Annotated in this window: 10 protein-coding genes; 7 read left to right on the top strand and 3 right to left on the bottom strand. The window is 71.1% G+C overall.

The genetic code is table 11. The features are described 5' to 3' along the window. Positions 1–63 precede the first annotated feature (63 nt). The 5 genes from AC0Z36_RS02320 to AC0Z36_RS02340 are packed head-to-tail and all read left to right on the top strand — an operon-like array spanning position 64 to position 6,025. Positions 64–1,041 carry an ABC transporter permease gene (locus AC0Z36_RS02320; protein WP_485460924.1) on the top strand — a complete coding sequence of 326 codons (978 nt, stop codon included), beginning with the start codon at positions 64–66 and terminating at the stop codon, positions 1,039–1,041. Between the two features lie 4 nt (positions 1,042–1,045). Further along, complete coding sequence (locus AC0Z36_RS02325; protein ID WP_485460925.1) at positions 1,046–2,029, top strand: ABC transporter permease; 984 nt, start codon at positions 1,046–1,048, stop codon at positions 2,027–2,029. After that, positions 2,026–3,183, top strand: a complete 1,158-nt coding sequence (locus tag AC0Z36_RS02330; RefSeq protein ID WP_485460926.1) for an ABC transporter ATP-binding protein — start codon at positions 2,026–2,028, stop codon at positions 3,181–3,183. Before AC0Z36_RS02325 ends, AC0Z36_RS02330 begins: the two co-directional genes overlap by 4 nt. Next, positions 3,180–4,322, top strand: coding sequence for an ABC transporter ATP-binding protein (locus AC0Z36_RS02335; RefSeq protein ID WP_485460927.1), 1,143 nt, complete (start codon positions 3,180–3,182; stop codon positions 4,320–4,322). Before AC0Z36_RS02330 ends, AC0Z36_RS02335 begins: the two co-directional genes overlap by 4 nt. A gap of 5 nt (positions 4,323–4,327) precedes the next feature. Next, positions 4,328–6,025 carry an ABC transporter substrate-binding protein gene (locus AC0Z36_RS02340; RefSeq protein WP_485460928.1) on the top strand — a complete coding sequence of 566 codons (1,698 nt, stop codon included), beginning with the start codon at positions 4,328–4,330 and terminating at the stop codon, positions 6,023–6,025. A 210-nt stretch (positions 6,026–6,235) separates the two neighbouring features. Here the strand turns inward: AC0Z36_RS02340 and AC0Z36_RS02345 are convergent, their stop codons facing one another. Both AC0Z36_RS02345 and AC0Z36_RS02350 read right to left on the bottom strand, forming a co-directional pair. Then, the gene (locus tag AC0Z36_RS02345; protein WP_485460929.1) at positions 6,236–7,525 is read right to left on the bottom strand and encodes a citrate synthase; all 1,290 of its coding nucleotides are present in this window, start codon (positions 7,523–7,525) and stop codon (positions 6,236–6,238) included. Between the two features lie 647 nt (positions 7,526–8,172). Next, positions 8,173–9,576, bottom strand: a complete 1,404-nt coding sequence (locus AC0Z36_RS02350) for a hypothetical protein (protein ID WP_485460930.1) — start codon at positions 9,574–9,576, stop codon at positions 8,173–8,175. Positions 9,577–9,682: 106 nt separating this feature from the next. On the opposite strand from AC0Z36_RS02350, the gene AC0Z36_RS02355 reads away from it, so the two are divergent. After that, positions 9,683–11,014: an amidohydrolase family protein gene (locus tag AC0Z36_RS02355; RefSeq protein ID WP_485460931.1), complete on the top strand. Its 1,332-nt coding sequence runs from the start codon at positions 9,683–9,685 to the stop codon at positions 11,012–11,014. A gap of 358 nt (positions 11,015–11,372) precedes the next feature. Continuing rightward, on the top strand, positions 11,373–12,965 hold the full coding sequence (locus AC0Z36_RS02360; RefSeq protein ID WP_485460932.1) for a serine/threonine-protein kinase: 1,593 nt from the start codon (positions 11,373–11,375) through the stop codon (positions 12,963–12,965). A gap of 229 nt (positions 12,966–13,194) precedes the next feature. Here the strand turns inward: AC0Z36_RS02360 and AC0Z36_RS02365 are convergent, their stop codons facing one another. Continuing rightward, positions 13,195–15,912 carry an ATP-binding protein gene (locus tag AC0Z36_RS02365; RefSeq protein WP_485460933.1) on the bottom strand — a complete coding sequence of 906 codons (2,718 nt, stop codon included), beginning with the start codon at positions 15,910–15,912 and terminating at the stop codon, positions 13,195–13,197. Between the last annotated feature and the right edge of the window lie 226 nt (positions 15,913–16,138).

Raw genomic sequence — 16,138 nt, forward strand, 5'->3', positions numbered from 1 at the left:
ATGCCCTCGCGCGGACCCCACGCCCGGTTGGGCCCCGTACCTGCAAAGGTCAGGTGACGATAAGTGCGCTTCCTGATCAGGCGCGTCTTCTTCTATCTGGTGACCGCATGGGCTGCGATCACCCTCAACTTCCTCATCCCCCGGATGATGCCCGGCAGCCCCGAGAGCACCGTGCTCAGGCGACTGAGCGGCCAAGTGACGCCGGAGCAGATCGCGTCCATCCGCAAGCAGTTCGGCGTTTCGGACGCGAGTCTGATCTCCCAGTACGGCACGTACTGGAAGGACCTGCTGAACGGCGACCTGGGCATCTCCGTCTCGTACTTCCCCGGGAAGGTCGGGGAGGTCCTCGGCCAGGGCCTGTGGTGGACCGTCACGCTGATCGGTGTCGCCACCGTGATCAGTTTCTTCGTCGGCACGCTGATCGGCGTCCTGGCGGCCTGGAAGCACGGCACCCGGCTCGACGCCCTGCTGCCGGTGACCACGTTCCTGTCCGCCGTGCCGTACTTCTGGATCGCCCTGGTCTCCCTCACCGTGTTCGGCGCTGAACTGGGCTGGTTCCCGCTGTCCGGCGGCTACCGGCAGGGGCTGGTGCCCACCTGGAGCGCCGACTTCATCTCAAGCGCCGTCAGCCACTCGGTACTCCCCGCACTGACGATCATCGTCAGCTCGATCGCCGGCTGGGTGCTCGGGATGCGCAACATGATGATGACCACCATCTCGGAGGACTACGTCCTGGTCGCCGAAGCCAAGGGGCTGCGGCAGCGCCGGGTGATGCTGGCCTACGCGGCCCGCAACGCGATCCTGCCGAACGTGGCCGGGTTCGCGATGTCGCTCGGCTTCATCGTCTCCGGCGCGGTGGTCACCGAACAGGTCTTCTCCTACCCCGGCATCGGCATGCTGCTGTTCAGCTCCGTACTGAGCAACGACTATCCGCTGATGCAGGGCATCTTCCTGGTCATCACGATGATGGTCCTGATCGCCAACTTCATCGTGGACCTGTGCTACGTGCTCCTGGACCCCCGCATCAGGCAGGAGGGCTGACCTGATGTCAGCAACCACCAACGCGAGCAGCACCGCGGCCGGGGCGGCGCCCGTCGCCGCCGGCCGCCGCAAGGGCGTGCCGGTCCTCAAGTCAGGCAAGGCCCTGCTGGGCATCGTCATCTTCGGGACGTTCGTGCTCCTGGCGTTCATCGGCCCGTGGATCGCGCCGCAGGACCCGGGCCACAACAACACGCTCCCCGGGCAACTACTGCAACACCCGTCCTCCGAACACTGGTTGGGCACTACCAGCACCGGCCAGGACGTCTTCTCCCAGGTTCTCGTCGGGGCCCGCGCGTCGATGCTGGTCGGCCTGGTGTCGGCGGTCGCGGCCACGGTGCTGGCCGTGCTCGTCGGTGTCACGGCCGGCTACATCGGCGGGTTCGTCGACGAAGTCCTGTCGATGACGACCAACATCTTCCTCGTCATCCCCGCACTGCCGCTGACGATCGTGCTCACCGGCTATCTGAAGAACACTCAGATGTTCAAGGAGAACGGCTGGGTGGCCATCGCGCTGGTGCTGAGCGTCACCGGCTGGGCGTTCGGCGCCCGGATCCTGCGCGCGCAGACCATGTCGCTGCGCAGCCGCGACTACATCAAGGCTGCCAAGGCTGTGGGCGAACGCCCGTGGCGGGTGGTGCTGGTGGAGATCGTGCCGAACCTCGGCCCGATCATCATCTCCGGATTCCTGCTGACGTTCGTGTTCGCGATCCTCGCCGAGGCGAGCCTGTCCTACCTGGGTCTGGGCGACGTCAACACGTGGACGTGGGGCACCACGCTGTTCTGGGCGCAGACCAACCAGGCCTTCAGTTCCAACGCGTGGTGGTGGTACGTGCCGCCTGGCGCGTGCATCGCCCTGGTCGGCGCGAGCCTGTCCCTGATCAACTTCGGCGCGGACGAGATCCTCAACCCCCGCCTGGCCGGCGGGCGGAAGAAAAAGAAGAAGCCGGTCCTCAGCCGCCGCGAGCACCCCCTGCAGGAGACGTCATGACGGCCATCGCGGAAGAAGCAACCCCGAAGACCGACGCCGTACGGGAGAAGCTCCTGGAAATACGCGGTCTCACGGTGGACTACGGAGAAGGCCCCAGGGCGGTGCACGCGGTCGACCGGATCGATCTGACGCTGCACCGCTCGGAGACCCTGGGGCTGGCCGGTGAGTCGGGTTCGGGCAAGTCGACGCTGGCGCACGCGGTCACCCGGCTGCTGAAGCCGCCGGGTGAGATCGTCGCGGGCGAGGTGGTCTACCACCCGCGGCCCGGTTCGCGCCTGAACTCCCGTCAGAAGCCGGCGGCGGGCAGCCTCCGGCGGAAGTGGTCCGGCCGTACTCCTGACGGGACTTCGCAGGACGCCGTCCGCGGCTCCATCGACGTCCTGGGCATGGACGACCGGCAGTTGCGCGCCTTCCGCTGGGAGGAGATCGCGATCGTGTTCCAGAGCGCGATGAACGCGCTCAATCCGGTACGGGACGTCTACGCGCAGATCGCCGACACGCTGCGGGCGCACCGGCCCGGGATCACCCGGGAGGAGTGCCGGTCGCGTACGGCCAGGCTGCTGGAGACCGTCGGTGTCCCGGCGGGCCGGATGACCGCGTTCCCGCACGAACTGTCCGGCGGCATGCGGCAGCGCGTGATGATCGCGATGGCGCTCGCGCTCGACCCCGAGATCCTCATCATGGACGAGCCGACCACCGCGCTCGATGTGGTGGTGCAGCGTGAGGTGCTGGCCGAACTGATCAGACTCCGTGAGGAGTTCGGCTTCGCGGTCATCTTCATCACGCACGACCTGTCGCTGCTCCTGGAGATCGCCGACCGGATCGCGATCATGTACGCGGGGCGGGTGGTGGAGGAGGCCCCGGCGGCGCAGATCTACCACGATCCGACGCACCCGTACACGCAGGGTCTGGTCGGTTCGTTCCCGCCGCTGCGCGGGCCGCGCCGGGAGCTGACCGGGATCCCCGGCAATCCGCCGGACCTGCGGGACCTGCCGTCGGGCTGTTCGTTCGCGCCGCGCTGCCCGTACGCCTTCGAGCCCTGCGCGAAGGTCGCACCGAAGCTGCTGCGACCGCCCGGGGACAGCGCGCACGTGCGTACTTCCGCCTGCCACCTGCACGACCCCGAGTACACCTCCCCGAAGGGGGTTCGATGACCAGCGAGACCATCGCCGGCGCTCCGGCGGCGCAGCTGCCGGACGGGGCCGGTGTCCCGATCCTTTCCGTAAGCGGTCTGACCAAGCACTTCCCGGTGCGCCGGCGTGGGCGCTCAGGGTTCATGACCGGACGTCGGGTAGTTCACGCGGCCTGCGACGTGTCCCTGGACCTGGAGCGCGGGAAGATCGTCGCGGTGGTCGGCGAGTCAGGATCCGGCAAGTCGACGATCGCCAAGGTCCTGGCCCGGATCGACGAGCCGAGCGGCGGGCGGATCCTGCTCGACGGTGCGGACGCGACGAAGCTGAGGTTGCGGGACTACCTGACCCGGGTTCAGATGATCTTCCAGGACCCGTTCGCCTCGCTGAACCCGATCCACAGCGTCGAACACCACCTGGCCCGGCCGCTGGTGCTGCACCGGCCGAAGATGTCCAAGGCGGAACTGCGCGCCGAGGTCATCAGGCTGCTCGAGCGGGTCAGCCTCACGCCCGCCGAACAGTTCGCCGCCAAGAAGCCGCACGAACTGTCCGGCGGGCAGCGGCAGCGCGTCTCGATCGCCCGCGCGCTCGCGGTGCGGCCGGACGTCCTGCTGGCCGACGAACCGGTTTCGATGCTGGACGTCTCGATCCGGCTCGGCGTCCTGAACCTGCTCAGGAAGCTGGGTCACGACGAGCGGATCGCCCTGCTCTACATCACCCATGACATCGCGTCAGCGCGTTACTTCGCCGACAGCGTCCAGGTGATGTACGCGGGCCGGCTGGTCGAGGGCGGACCGGCGGAAGAGGTCACGCAGAATCCAGCGCACCCGTACACACAACTCCTCATCGACTCCGCGCCCGACCCTGACCGGCGCGACGGAATCGACCCGCGGGCCGGACGTCTGGGTGAGATGCCGGACCTCGCCGACCCGCCGTCCGGCTGCCGCTTCCACCCGCGCTGCCCGCACGCCATGGCGGTGTGCGCCGAGAAGGTCCCCCCGCCGTTCCCGGCCGGGGACGGGCACTGGGCGGCCTGCTGGCTGCACAGCGACGACGTACGACCCGCGACCCCCGGTGCTCCGGAGCCCGTTCCGGCTCCGGAGCGCCACAGCACGGCCCCGACTTCAGCAGACTCAGACGACTCCGACCCCGGACGGCGGTGACACCCGTGCGCACGATCCCACGGAACAGACTGGCGAAGGCCGCCATCGGCCTGACGGCCCTGGCCCTGACCGCGACAGCGTGCAGTGACGGCGGCAACACCAAGGCGGCTCCGCCGAAGAACGCCGACGGGGTGATCATCACGTCGTCCACGACACCGTACGGCCCGATCACGACGAAGAACTTCAACCCGTACAACACCCAGGGGCCCGCGCAACTGGTCGGCGGCGCCTCGCTGATGAACGAGCCGTTGTTCATCACGAACCCGCTCAAGGACGACCAGATCACTCCGTGGCTGGCGAAGTCCTGGGAGTTCGCGCCGGACGGCCTGTCCATGACGATGACCCTGCGGACGGGGGTCACCTGGACCGACGGTCAGCCGTTCACGGCCGAGGACGTTGCGTTCACGTTCAATATGGTCAAGGACCACCCGACGATCAACACCAACGGCCTGGCGCTGAAGGGCGCCTCGGTCGTCGCGCCTGACAAGGTCAGGGTCGACTTCCCGGTGCCCGGCTTCTGGATGCAGCCGCACATCGGCAACACGCTGATCGTGCCCAAGCACCTCTGGGAAGACAAGGACCCGGCGACCTTCGCGTTCGAAAACCCGGTGGGCACCGGGCCGTTCATGCTCGACCCGGCGTCGTTCAGCGCGCAGGGTTACCTGCTGAAGAAGAACCCGAAGTACTGGCAGCCGGGCCTGCCGAAGATCGGCGGGGTGCGCTACCAGACGTACAACTCCAACACCAACGTCAACCTGGCGCTCAAGCAGGGTCAGGTGCAGTGGACGGGCAACTTCGTCAACAACATCGAGCAGGAGTACGTGGCCGCGGACAAGGCGAACAACAAGTACTGGAACCCGGCGGTACGCCCGGCGTTCCTGTGCATGAACCTGACGAAGCCGCAGTACCAGAAGCCCGGAGTCCGCAAGGCCATCAGCCTGGCCCTGGACCGCAAAACGCTGACGACGGTGGCCGAGCAGGGGCAGCAGCCGCCCAACCTGAACCCCGGCGGGCTGGTGCTGCCGCAGCACGACAAGTACGTCTCGGCCAAGTACAAGGGCGTCGAGCTCACCCAGGACCTGGCCAAGGCCAAGGAGCTGATGGCGCAGGCCGGTTACAAGCCCGGACCGGACGGCGTCCTGGTCGGTCCGGACGGCAGGAAGTTCGAGATGACGCTGAGCGCGCCCACGTCGTTCACCGACATCATGACGATGTATCAGCTGATGACCGAGCAGCTGAAGCCGCTCGGGATCTCGGTGAAGGTTGAGGGCGGCACCCTGCCGCAGTGGATCGGCGCGCAGATGACCGGCCAGTTCGACGCGACGCTGTGCGGTTCGCAGGCGAACACTTATACGCCGTTCGACATCTACCAGAACCTGATGGCCGGTTATATGTACCAGCCCGTCGGCAAGCCGGCGGTGGCCAACGTGATCCGCTGGAAGGACGCGAAGACCGACCAGTTCCTCCAGCAGTACATGACCTCCGACGACAAGGCCGTGCAGCAGCAGGCGGCTGACGGGCTGCAGGAGATCGTGGCCGAACAGGTGCCGGCGATCCCGCTGTTCAACAACGTCTCGTGGGCGCAGTACAGCACGAGGGACGTGGTGGGGTGGCCGTCGAAGGAGAACCCGTACGCCCCGGCCTCACCGGGCGGGTCCGCCGGCACGGTTCTGGTGGCGACGAAGCTGGAGCCGAAGAAGTAGGGGACTTCCGCGGAATCCGGGTCCGCGGGGCGGGCGCCTTCGGGCGTGCCGCCCCGTGGGCCTTCCGGCGGCTCCACGGTGCCGTACGCCGCCGCGGGCACCCCGGACGACAAAAGCCCCCGCCCGGCAGGGCGAGGGCTTTGACGTCGCAGTGACCGGCTCGCGGAGCGGTCACCAGGCGCCTGAGCGTCCAGGCGGTGTGGCCAGCGGTCAGCGCTTGCCGACCGGCACGTAGTCGCGGGTGTCGCTGCCGGTGTAGACCTGGCGCGGACGGCCGATCTTCGTGGCCGGGTCGTTCATCATCTCGCGCCAGTGGGCGATCCAGCCCGGGAGGCGGCCGAGGGCGAACAGGACGGTGAACATCTCCGTCGGGAAGCCCATCGCCCGGTAGATGAGACCGGTGTAGAAGTCGACGTTCGGGTAGAGCTTGCGCGAGACGAAGTAGTCGTCCGAGAGCGCCTTCTCCTCCAGTTCCATGGCCAGGTCGAGCAGTTCGTCCTTCTTGCCCATGCGGGAGAGGACCTCGTCGGCGTGCTTCTTGATGATGGTGGCGCGCGGGTCGCGGTTCTTGTAGACCCGGTGGCCGAAGCCCATCAGGCGGACGCCGTCCTCCTTGTTCTTCACCTTCTCGATGAAGGCGTCGATGTCGCCGCCGTCGGCCTGGATCTGCTCCAGCATCTCCAGGACCTGCTGGTTGGCGCCGCCGTGCAGCGGGCCCCACAGCGCGTTGATGCCGGCGGAGATGGAGGCGAACAGGTTCGCCTGCGACGAGCCGACCAGGCGCACGGTGGACGTGGAGCAGTTCTGCTCGTGGTCCGCGTGCAGGATGAGCAGCTTGTCGAGCGCGTCGACGACGACCGGGTCGGCCTTGTAGCCCTCGGCGGGGACCGAGAACGTCATGCGCAGGAAGTTCTCCACGTAGCCCAGGGAGTTGTCCGGGTACAGGAGCGGCTGGCCGACGGACTTCTTGTACGCGTAGGCCGCGATCGTCGGCAGCTTGGCGAGCAGCCGGATCGTGGACAGGCGCACCTGGCGCTCGTCGAACGGGTTGTGGCTGTCCTGGTAGAACGTGGACAGCGCGGAGACGACCGACGACAGCATCGCCATCGGGTGCGCGTCCCGCGGGAAACCGTCGTAGAACCGCTTGACGTCCTCGTGCAGGAGGGTGTGCTGGGTGATCTCGTCGCGGAAGACGTCCAGCTCGGCCGCGGTGGGCAGGCTGCCTTCGATCAGCAGGAAGGCCGTCTCGAGGAAGGATCCGTGCTCCGCGAGCTGTTCGATCGGGTAGCCGCGGTAGCGGAGGATCCCCTCCTCTCCGTCGAGGAAGGTGATCGCCGATTTACACGCCGCGGTGTTGGCGAACCCTACGTCGTAGGTCACCAGGCCCGTCTGGGGGCGCAGTTTGGCGATGTCGACGGCGGTGTCGCCGATCGTGCCCTCGACGAGCGGGTAGGCGTTCTCCTCGCCCTTGTACTGCAGTACTACCGAGTCCTCGCTCATGGCTGGGTCCCTCTAACTTCTCGGCTCGTGCTCCGACGCCCGCCCGGATCGTGTCCGGGCGGCTTCGGCCAAGTGACATGTGTGCACCAGTACGATTACCAGGCTCGGCGGAGGCGCCGGAAGCCGCCTCCCTCCTCGTGGATAAACCGTGAGCTGCATCACGGGTTCCGAGTCGCGCCGCGCACATCCAGCCACAATCACCACTTCGCCCCCGGCTGTCCCGGGTGTGTCCACCGCTCGTGGCGGTCCGCCCGGCCGGGGCACCACCCCGTACCGGGGCAATGACCTCAGAGTTGCCGAAATGGCACGGGCGCGCAAGGTGGGCGTCTGCTGTCCGGACCGTGACCGGGCGTGCCCCCGTACGGCCGCGGTCGGGCGTTTCCGGGAATCCCGTCCACCGCGCCGGGCACCGGACGGGCGCCCGCCCCCCCCCCGGGGGGGGGGGGGGGGGCGCGCGGCCCGGAGGGTTTTGGGTTTTTGAGAAAAGCCACGGGGGGGGGGGGGTCGGCCGGGGGGGGGGGGGCCCCCGGGGCGGGGGGGGGGGGGGGGGGCGGGCCCCCCCCCCCCCCGCCGGGGCCCCCCCCCCCCCCCCCCCCCCGGGGGGGGGGGGGCGGGCGCCCGTCCGGCGTCCTTACGGCTGTGTTCTGTTACATCCCTGCCATGGGGAGCGGGGGGACGCCAGGCACTGCGGGCATCGCGGGCACCGCCGGGACCGCGGGCACTGCGGGCACGGCCGGAACGGCCGGAACGGGCAGACCCGGGACAGCCGGGACCGCGGGAACGGCGGGCACCGCGGGAACGGGCAGACCCGGAACCGCCGGAACCGCCGGAACCGCCGGGACAGCCGGGACCGCGGGAACGGCCGGAACGGGCAGACCCGGGACCGCCGGGACGCCCGGGACCGCCGGGACCGCCGGGACGCCCGGGACCGCCGGGACGCACGGGACCGGCAGGGCGGGCATGCCCGGCAGGTCGGGCTTCGGGACTCCGGGCACGGCCGGGACGCCGGGCAGCGGGGGCATGCCGGGCAGCGGGGGAACCGCTACCGGCAGGTCGGGCTTCGGGACACCGGGCACGGCCGGGACGCCGGGCAGCGGGGGCATGCCGGGCAGCGGGGGAACCGCTACCGGCAGGTCGGGCTTCGGGACACCCGGCACGGCCGGGACGCCCGGGACCGCCGGCACAGCCGGAGCGCACGGGACCGGCAGGGCGGGCTTCGGGACACCCGGCAGGGCGGGCTTCGGGACACCCGGCAGCGGCGGCACCGCGGGGACACCCGGCACGGTGGGCACGGCCGGGACCGCTACCGGCAGCGCGGGGACGCCCGGCAGCGGCGGCACCGGGACCGGCGGGTCCACCGGCTTCACCCGCAGTTTGGTGGACGTCTTGAAGAACTCGACGCCGCTGGTGAACAACGCGGCGCCGAACGTCTGGTTGAGGGCCACCGCCCCGGGCCCGGTCAGCTCGGCCCTGGCTGCGTCCTGCTTGACCTCGGGCAGGTCCACCTTGATGTCCGGCAGTCCGGCCTTGGACGAGAGGAACGGGATCCGGTTCTTGGCCTGGCCGTCGACGGCGGCGCTGGACACGCCCGTCGCCAGGTCGGCGCTGCCCTTGGTGAACTCGATGCTCTTGCCGGTCTTCTTCTGGGTGAAGCGGAAGCCGCCGTCGCCGTACGTCAGCAGGCCGCCGCGGGTCGCCGGGTCGAGGGTGACGCGGCCGGCGACGACCGGTCCGGTGACGCGGGTCCCGTCGGCTTCGGCCGGGCTCACCGCCGCGAACGTGACACCCGCTTTGGCGAGGGTCTTCACCGCGTAGTCACTGAGGCTGAAGGTGGAGCTGCCCGACTCGACCGAGAGTTCGGTCGTCTGCGCCGGGGCCGGTGCCGCGGGGGTGGCTGCGACGGCGGGTACGGCGGCGCCCGCCGTCAGCAGCACGGCGCCGAGGAAAGCCGTCCCTGCCGTACGCAGCGTGCGGTTGCTGCCGGAAATGTCGCGCGTACGGCTGGGCTTGGTCCTGGGATTCACGGTCGAGCCTTTCAGAAGCGGGGACATCCAGACGTGTTCCTTCCTAAGGGCCCCCGGCGGACAGGACCAACCGCTGATGAGCCGATGGAGTGAATGAGCGCCGCGGGGACCCCCCCCACCACGGAATGTCCGTATGCGCCACCGGGGATTCCGACCGCAGGACCGTCCCTTCGATGAGGCCGTACGGTCGGTCAGCCGCGTGATAGACCTCCCCTTCGTCCACCGGGCCGACCGTCTCCCCGAAGTGCCGGGAGAGGTCGGGGGCGAATCCCTCGATGGAGGTGAACGGCCGCTGTCTGGCGAACGCGTACACCGTGCCGCGCATGGTGTCGGTGGGGACGACCTACGCGAGGCGGCAGACGTGCTGAAGATGTTCAACGGTCTGCTGCTCGTCCACGCCGAGGACCCGGAGCTGGTCACCGGGACGACAGGCCGGGCGTACGGCGACTTCCTGACCTCCCGCCCGCCCGGGGCGGAGACCCGGGCCGTCGCCGCGGTGATCGAGCTGGCCCGGAAGGCGAAGATCCGGGTGCACATCCCGCACGTGGGTTCGGCCGCCGCGCTGCCGTTGATCGCCCAAGCCAAGAAGGACGGCGTACGGATTACAGCCGGGACGTGTCCGCACTGCCTCTGCCTGAGTGCCGGTCAGGTGGCGGACGGGGACACCCGCTTCACGTGCTGCCCGCCGATCCGCGACGAGGCCGGCCGGGAGGCCCTGTGGCAGGGGCTGGCCGACGGGGTCATCGACTGCGTGGTGTCCGACCACTCGCCGTGCGCGCCCGGACTCAAGCGCCTGGACTCCGGCGACTCCGCCGAGGCCCGGGGCGGGATCTCCCCGCTCCAGGCCGGCCTGCCGCTGATGTGGAGTCAGGCGCGGCGGCGCGGGTTCACGCTGTCCGACGTCACGGGCTGGATGTCGGCGGCCCCGGCGAAGCTCGCGGACCTGCCGCGCGAGGGCGCGGTCACAGTGGGCCGCACCGCCGATCTGGTGGCCTTCGACCCGGAGGCGCGGTTCACGGTCGACGGGAGGGAACCGCACCACCGGCACCCGGCGACCCCCTACGACGGCCTTAAGGTCCACGGGTTTGCCGATGGGTGTCACCTTCTCGGAGATGTACACCCGGCCGCCCTGATCCGGTTCGGAGTACACGTGGATCCTGCGTTCGGACTCCTTCCGGTCGATGACCACGTACACGGGCACGCCCGGAGCCGCGTACTGCTTCATCGTGTCCCCGAAGTCCACATCGCGCGCGGACCGGGAGCAGTCACCAGTCCATCGAACAGCCGGGAAAACCAGCAGGGGCCCGCCGGTTCGGCGGGCCCCTGCTGTCGTTCAAGGATCGGCATGCCGGTGGGGCAGCGATCCAGTCACCGTCACCAGGACGAGTTCGAACCGTCCAGGATCGACCGGCCGGCTCCGTGGTACGTGCTCGTCGGCTCCGGGGCTGTCGCCTCGATGACCTGACGCTGGAGCTGTGCGAGGGCTTCCCGCAGTTGCTCCCATTCGTCCCAGCTCGCCCGGACCTGGTCCGGTGCGGCGGTTCGCGTGCTCTCGTCCGACATGTTCTGATACCTCCGCTGATCGCGTACGTGACAGACAGTGTCGCTCCGGACACCGTTCGTCAAACCGGCTGGCGGTTGAGCCCCCGAACGTGTCGCGGAAGGCGTACCGTCCGCTCGCGTCCCACGGGGCCGGCCACCGGGCGGGTAGGCTGCGCGCGGACCCGGGGCAGCAGGTCCGGCCTGGGATTTCACGAGCGAATGCGGCACGCGGTCCGGCCTGCCCGGCGGGCCCGCACGCACGATGTCGAGGGGCACCGCTGATGGAGACTCTGAAGCCCGGCGATCCGGGGGTCGTGGGCGGCTACCGCCTGCACGCCCGGCTGGGGCGGGAAACGCTGGGAACCGTGTTCCTGGGTCGCTCCCCGTCCCCGGAGCGGAAGGCCGTCGCGGTGACACTGATCAGCCCCGACCTGGCGTCCGACAAGAAGTTCCGGGAGCGCCTGGCGGCCGGGGTCAAGGCCGCGGAGGCCGTACGGGGACCCCGTGTCGCGGCGCTGCTCGGCGCCGGGACGGCCGGAACCCCGCTGTGGCTGGCTTCGGAGTTCACCTCTTCGACGACACTTCAGGACGCCGTACGGGAACACGGACCGCTGCCGGAGTCCACCCTGAACGCCCTGGCTGTGGGACTGGCCGGGGCGCTGTCGGCGATCCACGCCGCCGGCGTCGTCCACGGCGATCTGCGCCCCGCGCAGGTGCTGCTCACGCCCGACGGCCCCCGGGTCGCCGGCTTCGGCCTGTCCGGAGCACTGGCGGGCGCTGCCGGGGTCCCCGGGGACACACCGGTGCGGCCGGCGCCGGAAACGGCGTCCGGTGCTACCGCCGCAGCTGACGTGTCAGCCTTCGCCGGAGTGCTGTGCTTCGCCGCCGGGTGCACACCGTCCGCGCACGGCTCCGTCCTGGACGGCCTGCCCGACCCGCTGCGCGACGTGGTCGCGGCCTGCCTGTCCCCCGCGCCCGGGCGGCGGCCTGCCGCGGACGACCTCCCGGGCCTCCTGCGGGAGGCCCGTACCGGACTCGACGGGACAGCTCAGGAGGCTGCCGCGGAGTCGTGGCTGCCCGCCCCTGTGCGCGCCATGGTCGCCGCCGCGGCGGTGCGGGCCGGTGAGCTGCTGCGCAGCAGGCCCGTCCGGCAGTCGGAGGCGGAGCCGATCAGCAGCCCCGAGTCGGAGCCCGCGGCGTTCGCGGAGCCCGCCGCGGCCGCCGCTCCCGGCCAGGCCGACCCGGACGCGGTCCGTACGGTCGAGGTCGAAGCGCCCGTGCGGGCCCGCGCCGGCGCGGATGTAATCCGTACGGCCGATGAAAACGCTGCGGCGGCCAAAGCCGCGGCCGAGACCCAGATTGTCCCTGCGAGACCACGGATTGACGGACCCGACGCGGAACCAGTCGTCTTCAGCAAGCCCGCAGGGGACGCCGCCGGGACGGTCACGGCACCGCGCGGGGCCGGGTCGCGGCGCCCGGTTGAGAACCCGGCCGCCGCGGCGCCGAGGGTCGCCGTGCCGCGCCCGGCCCGTGCGCGGCGCGCGGTGACAGGAGTTGCTGTGACCGGGGCCGCGGTGACGGAGGCCGCCGCACCGCGGCCCGGCGGGCTGCCCGGCGCGGCCGATGTCGAGCACCACGGTTCGGGCGCGAAGCCCGCCGATCCGCGGATCTGGTACGCAGTCATCGGTCTTCTTGGTGTGGTCGCCGCCGGTCTCGGACTGTTCCGGCTGACCGACGGGGGCTGGCGGGACGCGCAGAACTCCGTCGTCGGCCTGGTCCTGCCCGGGCTCGCCACGCTCGCCGGGATCGCCGGCCCCGTCATTCTGGGCCTTGGCCTGAACCGGCGGAACAGGCAGAGCCGGGAACGCCCCTGACGATCCGTCGGCGGCGGCGGCGGTCCCGTCCGGCAGCACGCCGGGCGGGTCAGGCCGGCGTTCTGGATCTCGGCCATGAAAGCCTCCTTGAGCCCGGTGCCACCGTCGGTCATCGCCCTGTCCGGCAGACGGTCCGTCAGAAACTGTGTGACACGGCGCTTTCTGAGCCGTGACAGGTGTGTGTTGACCAGGATGCGGCGAATCCGGGAAACCCGGGGTTGCACGTTCTTCAGTGCCCGGCCAGCAGGGCGCGGCCCCGGGCGGCCAGGCCGTCCGCGCCGCACTCGTCGGCGATGCGGACCGCCAGGGCGGTCCGGCCGCGGGCCTTGGGCTCCTGCCCGGCGCGGGTGAGCGCGACGGCGTACTCGATGAGCGTCACGGCGTACTCGTGCCTGCCCGGGGAGCTCTCCTGCCACATGATCGCCTCTTCGAGCAGGCGCAGGCCTTCGTCCCCCGGGGTGAGGACGCCCAGGACCCGCAGGGTGAGCCCGAGGGTCGAGGGCGCGCCGAAGCGGTAGGCGAGATCGACGGCTTCCCTGGCCACCCTGCGTGCTTCGTTCTCGTCCGTGTCGGCCAGCGCGAGCGCGAGATGGGGTCGCCACAGGCACCAGGCGGGGTTGCCCGCCAGGCGTCGGTCGAGGTCAGCCCCGGCCTCGGCCAGGTCCTTGCGGGCTTCGGCGAACCGGCCCTGGGCTACCCGGAGTTCACCGGACACCGCCTGCGGGACGGGGTAGATGGAGGCCTGTGGGAAGGGTGCCTCGAACGTGTTCTTCTCCGCGATTCCGTCGGCCTCGTCGAGCTTGCCGCGGGCGATCAGGACGCGCAGGAGCTGGCTGAGCGCGAACCAGCGGGCGGGTGAGGCCGGGCCGAGCCGGTCGGCGAGTTCGAGTGCCTGCCGGGCGTCGGTCTCCGCCTCGGGGAGCCGCCCGCAGTGGTGCCGTACCTGGGACAGCACGGAGTAGCCGAGTGACAGGTGCGAGCCGCGCCAGCCGTGCGCCTCCAGGTCGGCGATGCCCGCCAGGAAGAGCGCCTCGGACTGGGCGGGCAGGTCGGCGTACGTGAAAGCGTGGGCGGTGAGGAGCGGGATCTCAAAACCCCAGTCGTCGTCCGTCCAGTCGATGGGGTCGGCGGCGGCCTTGCGGGCGCAGTCGAGGATGTGGACGGCGGGGTCGCCGCGCAGCACGCCGTACCAGGCGCGCATACCCATCAGCGCGCGTTCGGTGCGGTCCGCGCCGCTGAGGTGGGCGACGAGAGTACGGAGTTGCCGGGACCGCTGGCCGATCAGGGCGTCGTCGACCCAGAACGACGCCCAGAGGTACTGCTCGGCCTGAAGCCGCAGCCGGGACCGGGAGACGCCGCTGGCGGCGACCTCCTCGTCCATCAGGGCGATCGCTTCAGGCAGGCGGTCGCTGTGCGCGAGGGATTTGGCCAGGCGTACGGCGACGGCTTCGCGCAGGCCCCTGTCTCCGTCGGCTTCGCAGAGCTTGAGGGCGTCCTGGAGGTGGCCGACCGCGGTCGGCGGGTCGTCCACGAAGGAGACCAGGCCCAGTTCGTAGAGGAGGCCGGCCCGTTCTCCGGGCGCCGGGGGTTCAAGGAGTGCCCGGTGCAGGTGCCGGGCTGCGGCTTCGGGCGCACCGGCGCGCACGGCCTGGTCGGCGGCCTTGTGCAGCAGGTCGACCACCCACGACTGCCCTTCGGGGTAGACCGCGTGCAGATGGTCGGCCCCCGCCGGGATGTCCCCTTCCTTCTCCGCCAGCAGCCGGGCGGCCCGGCCGTGCAGTGCGCCGAGCAGGCCGGGCGCGACCGCCTGGTAGACGGCGGTGGCCACGGTCGGGTGCAGGAAGCGGAGCGGTCCGGTGTCGTCGGGGTCGGCCGCGGCGGCCAGGACGCGCGCTTCGCGGAGCACTCCCGCGGCGGTGGCCGCGCGGTTCCGGTCTACTCCGGCGAGCAGCGCGGCGGGGCCCGGCCTGGCGTCCGCGCCCAGGACCGCGACGGCACGGGCGAGCCCGCCCGCGTCGGTGCCGAGCCGCCGCAGCCGGTCGATCACACCCCGGCCGATCGCGGCGGACGCGAGCGCTTCGAGCAGGCCGGCGCTGTCGGCGGTCGGGGCGACCCCGTCGCGCTGGGCCGCGGCGATGACCTCGCCGACCACAAACGGGACGCCGTCGGTGACTTCGTGGCAGCGGGCGCAGAATTCGGGGCCGGCCTCCAACCCCAGGGTGTCGCGGACGAGCCTGGTCACGGCGCCCACGGACAGCGGGGCGAGCCCCAGGTGGTTGCTGTGCGGCGCGTGGACGAGAGCGTCGAACAGACCCGGTTCGGCGACCGGTTCCTCGGGGCGGCGGGCGCAGACCACCAGGACCGGTCTGGTCCCGGCGCTGCGGGCGAAGGACTCCAGCCAGGTCAGGGACTCGCGGTCGGCCCAGTGTGCGTCGTCCACGAGCATGACGACCGGTCCGCGGCGGGCGGACAGGGCGTCGATGAGACAGTGCAGCCCGTCGTGGACGCCGTGCGGGTCGGGGGCCGCGCCGGCTTTGGCCGGGGCCAGGCCGACCGCCGGGGCGACGACCTCGCGCCAGTCGCCGAGCAGCGCCTTGCGTTCGGCTTCGGTGGAGTTGAGCAGCATGGGCCTGAACAGTTGGCGGACGACGTGGAAGTGCCGGTCGCGTTCGCGCTCACCGCCCACGGCCGACAGGACGGTCAGGCCGCGCTGTGCCGCGTCGTCGCGGATGCGGCCGAGGAGGGTGGTCTTGCCGAGGCCCGCGTTGCCGTCGACGAGGAGCAGCCGGTCGCGCGCGGTGCCGCCGCCGGCGGCGGCGGGGTCCGTTCCGGCGCGGGCCTCGTCTGCGGGGGCTTCCGCTGTGTGGGCTTCGTCTGCGCGGGCTTCCGCTGTGTGGGCTTCGTCTGCGCGGGCCCTGTCTGCGCGGGCCTCGTCTGCGGGGTCCACTTCAGCCCGGCCCGCTCCAGCCCGGGCAGGCCCGGCACGCTCCGGTCCGGTACCTTCCGGTCCTGGACGTTTCCGCCCACTGCGTCCCGTTTCCGCCAGGGCCGCCAACGCGGCGCTCACGACGGCGAGTTCACGCTCGCGCTCAAGGAAGCGCCGGGGTACCGCCAAGATGCCCACTCCCCCGCCGTGTCCCGTCCGGGGGGCCACCGCCGATCCACCGCCGGTC

This window comes from Kitasatospora sp. UYEF31 (genome assembly GCF_057291755.1).

What these genes read in the sequence shown, in the direction of transcription:
- AC0Z36_RS02325 (WP_485460925.1), top strand. Translation starts at nt 1,046, where the DNA reads ATGTCAGCAACCACCAACGCGAGCAGCACCGCGGCCGGGGCGGCGCCC.
- AC0Z36_RS02330 (WP_485460926.1), top strand. Translation starts at nt 2,026, where the DNA reads ATGACGGCCATCGCGGAAGAAGCAACCCCGAAGACCGACGCCGTACGG.
- AC0Z36_RS02335 (WP_485460927.1), top strand. Translation starts at nt 3,180, where the DNA reads ATGACCAGCGAGACCATCGCCGGCGCTCCGGCGGCGCAGCTGCCGGAC.
- AC0Z36_RS02345 (WP_485460929.1), bottom strand. Translation starts at nt 7,525, where the DNA reads ATGAGCGAGGACTCGGTAGTACTGCAGTACAAGGGCGAGGAGAACGCC.
- AC0Z36_RS02350 (WP_485460930.1), bottom strand. Translation starts at nt 9,576, where the DNA reads ATGTCCCCGCTTCTGAAAGGCTCGACCGTGAATCCCAGGACCAAGCCC.
- AC0Z36_RS02355 (WP_485460931.1), top strand. Translation starts at nt 9,683, where the DNA reads ATGCGCCACCGGGGATTCCGACCGCAGGACCGTCCCTTCGATGAGGCC.
- AC0Z36_RS02360 (WP_485460932.1), top strand. Translation starts at nt 11,373, where the DNA reads ATGGAGACTCTGAAGCCCGGCGATCCGGGGGTCGTGGGCGGCTACCGC.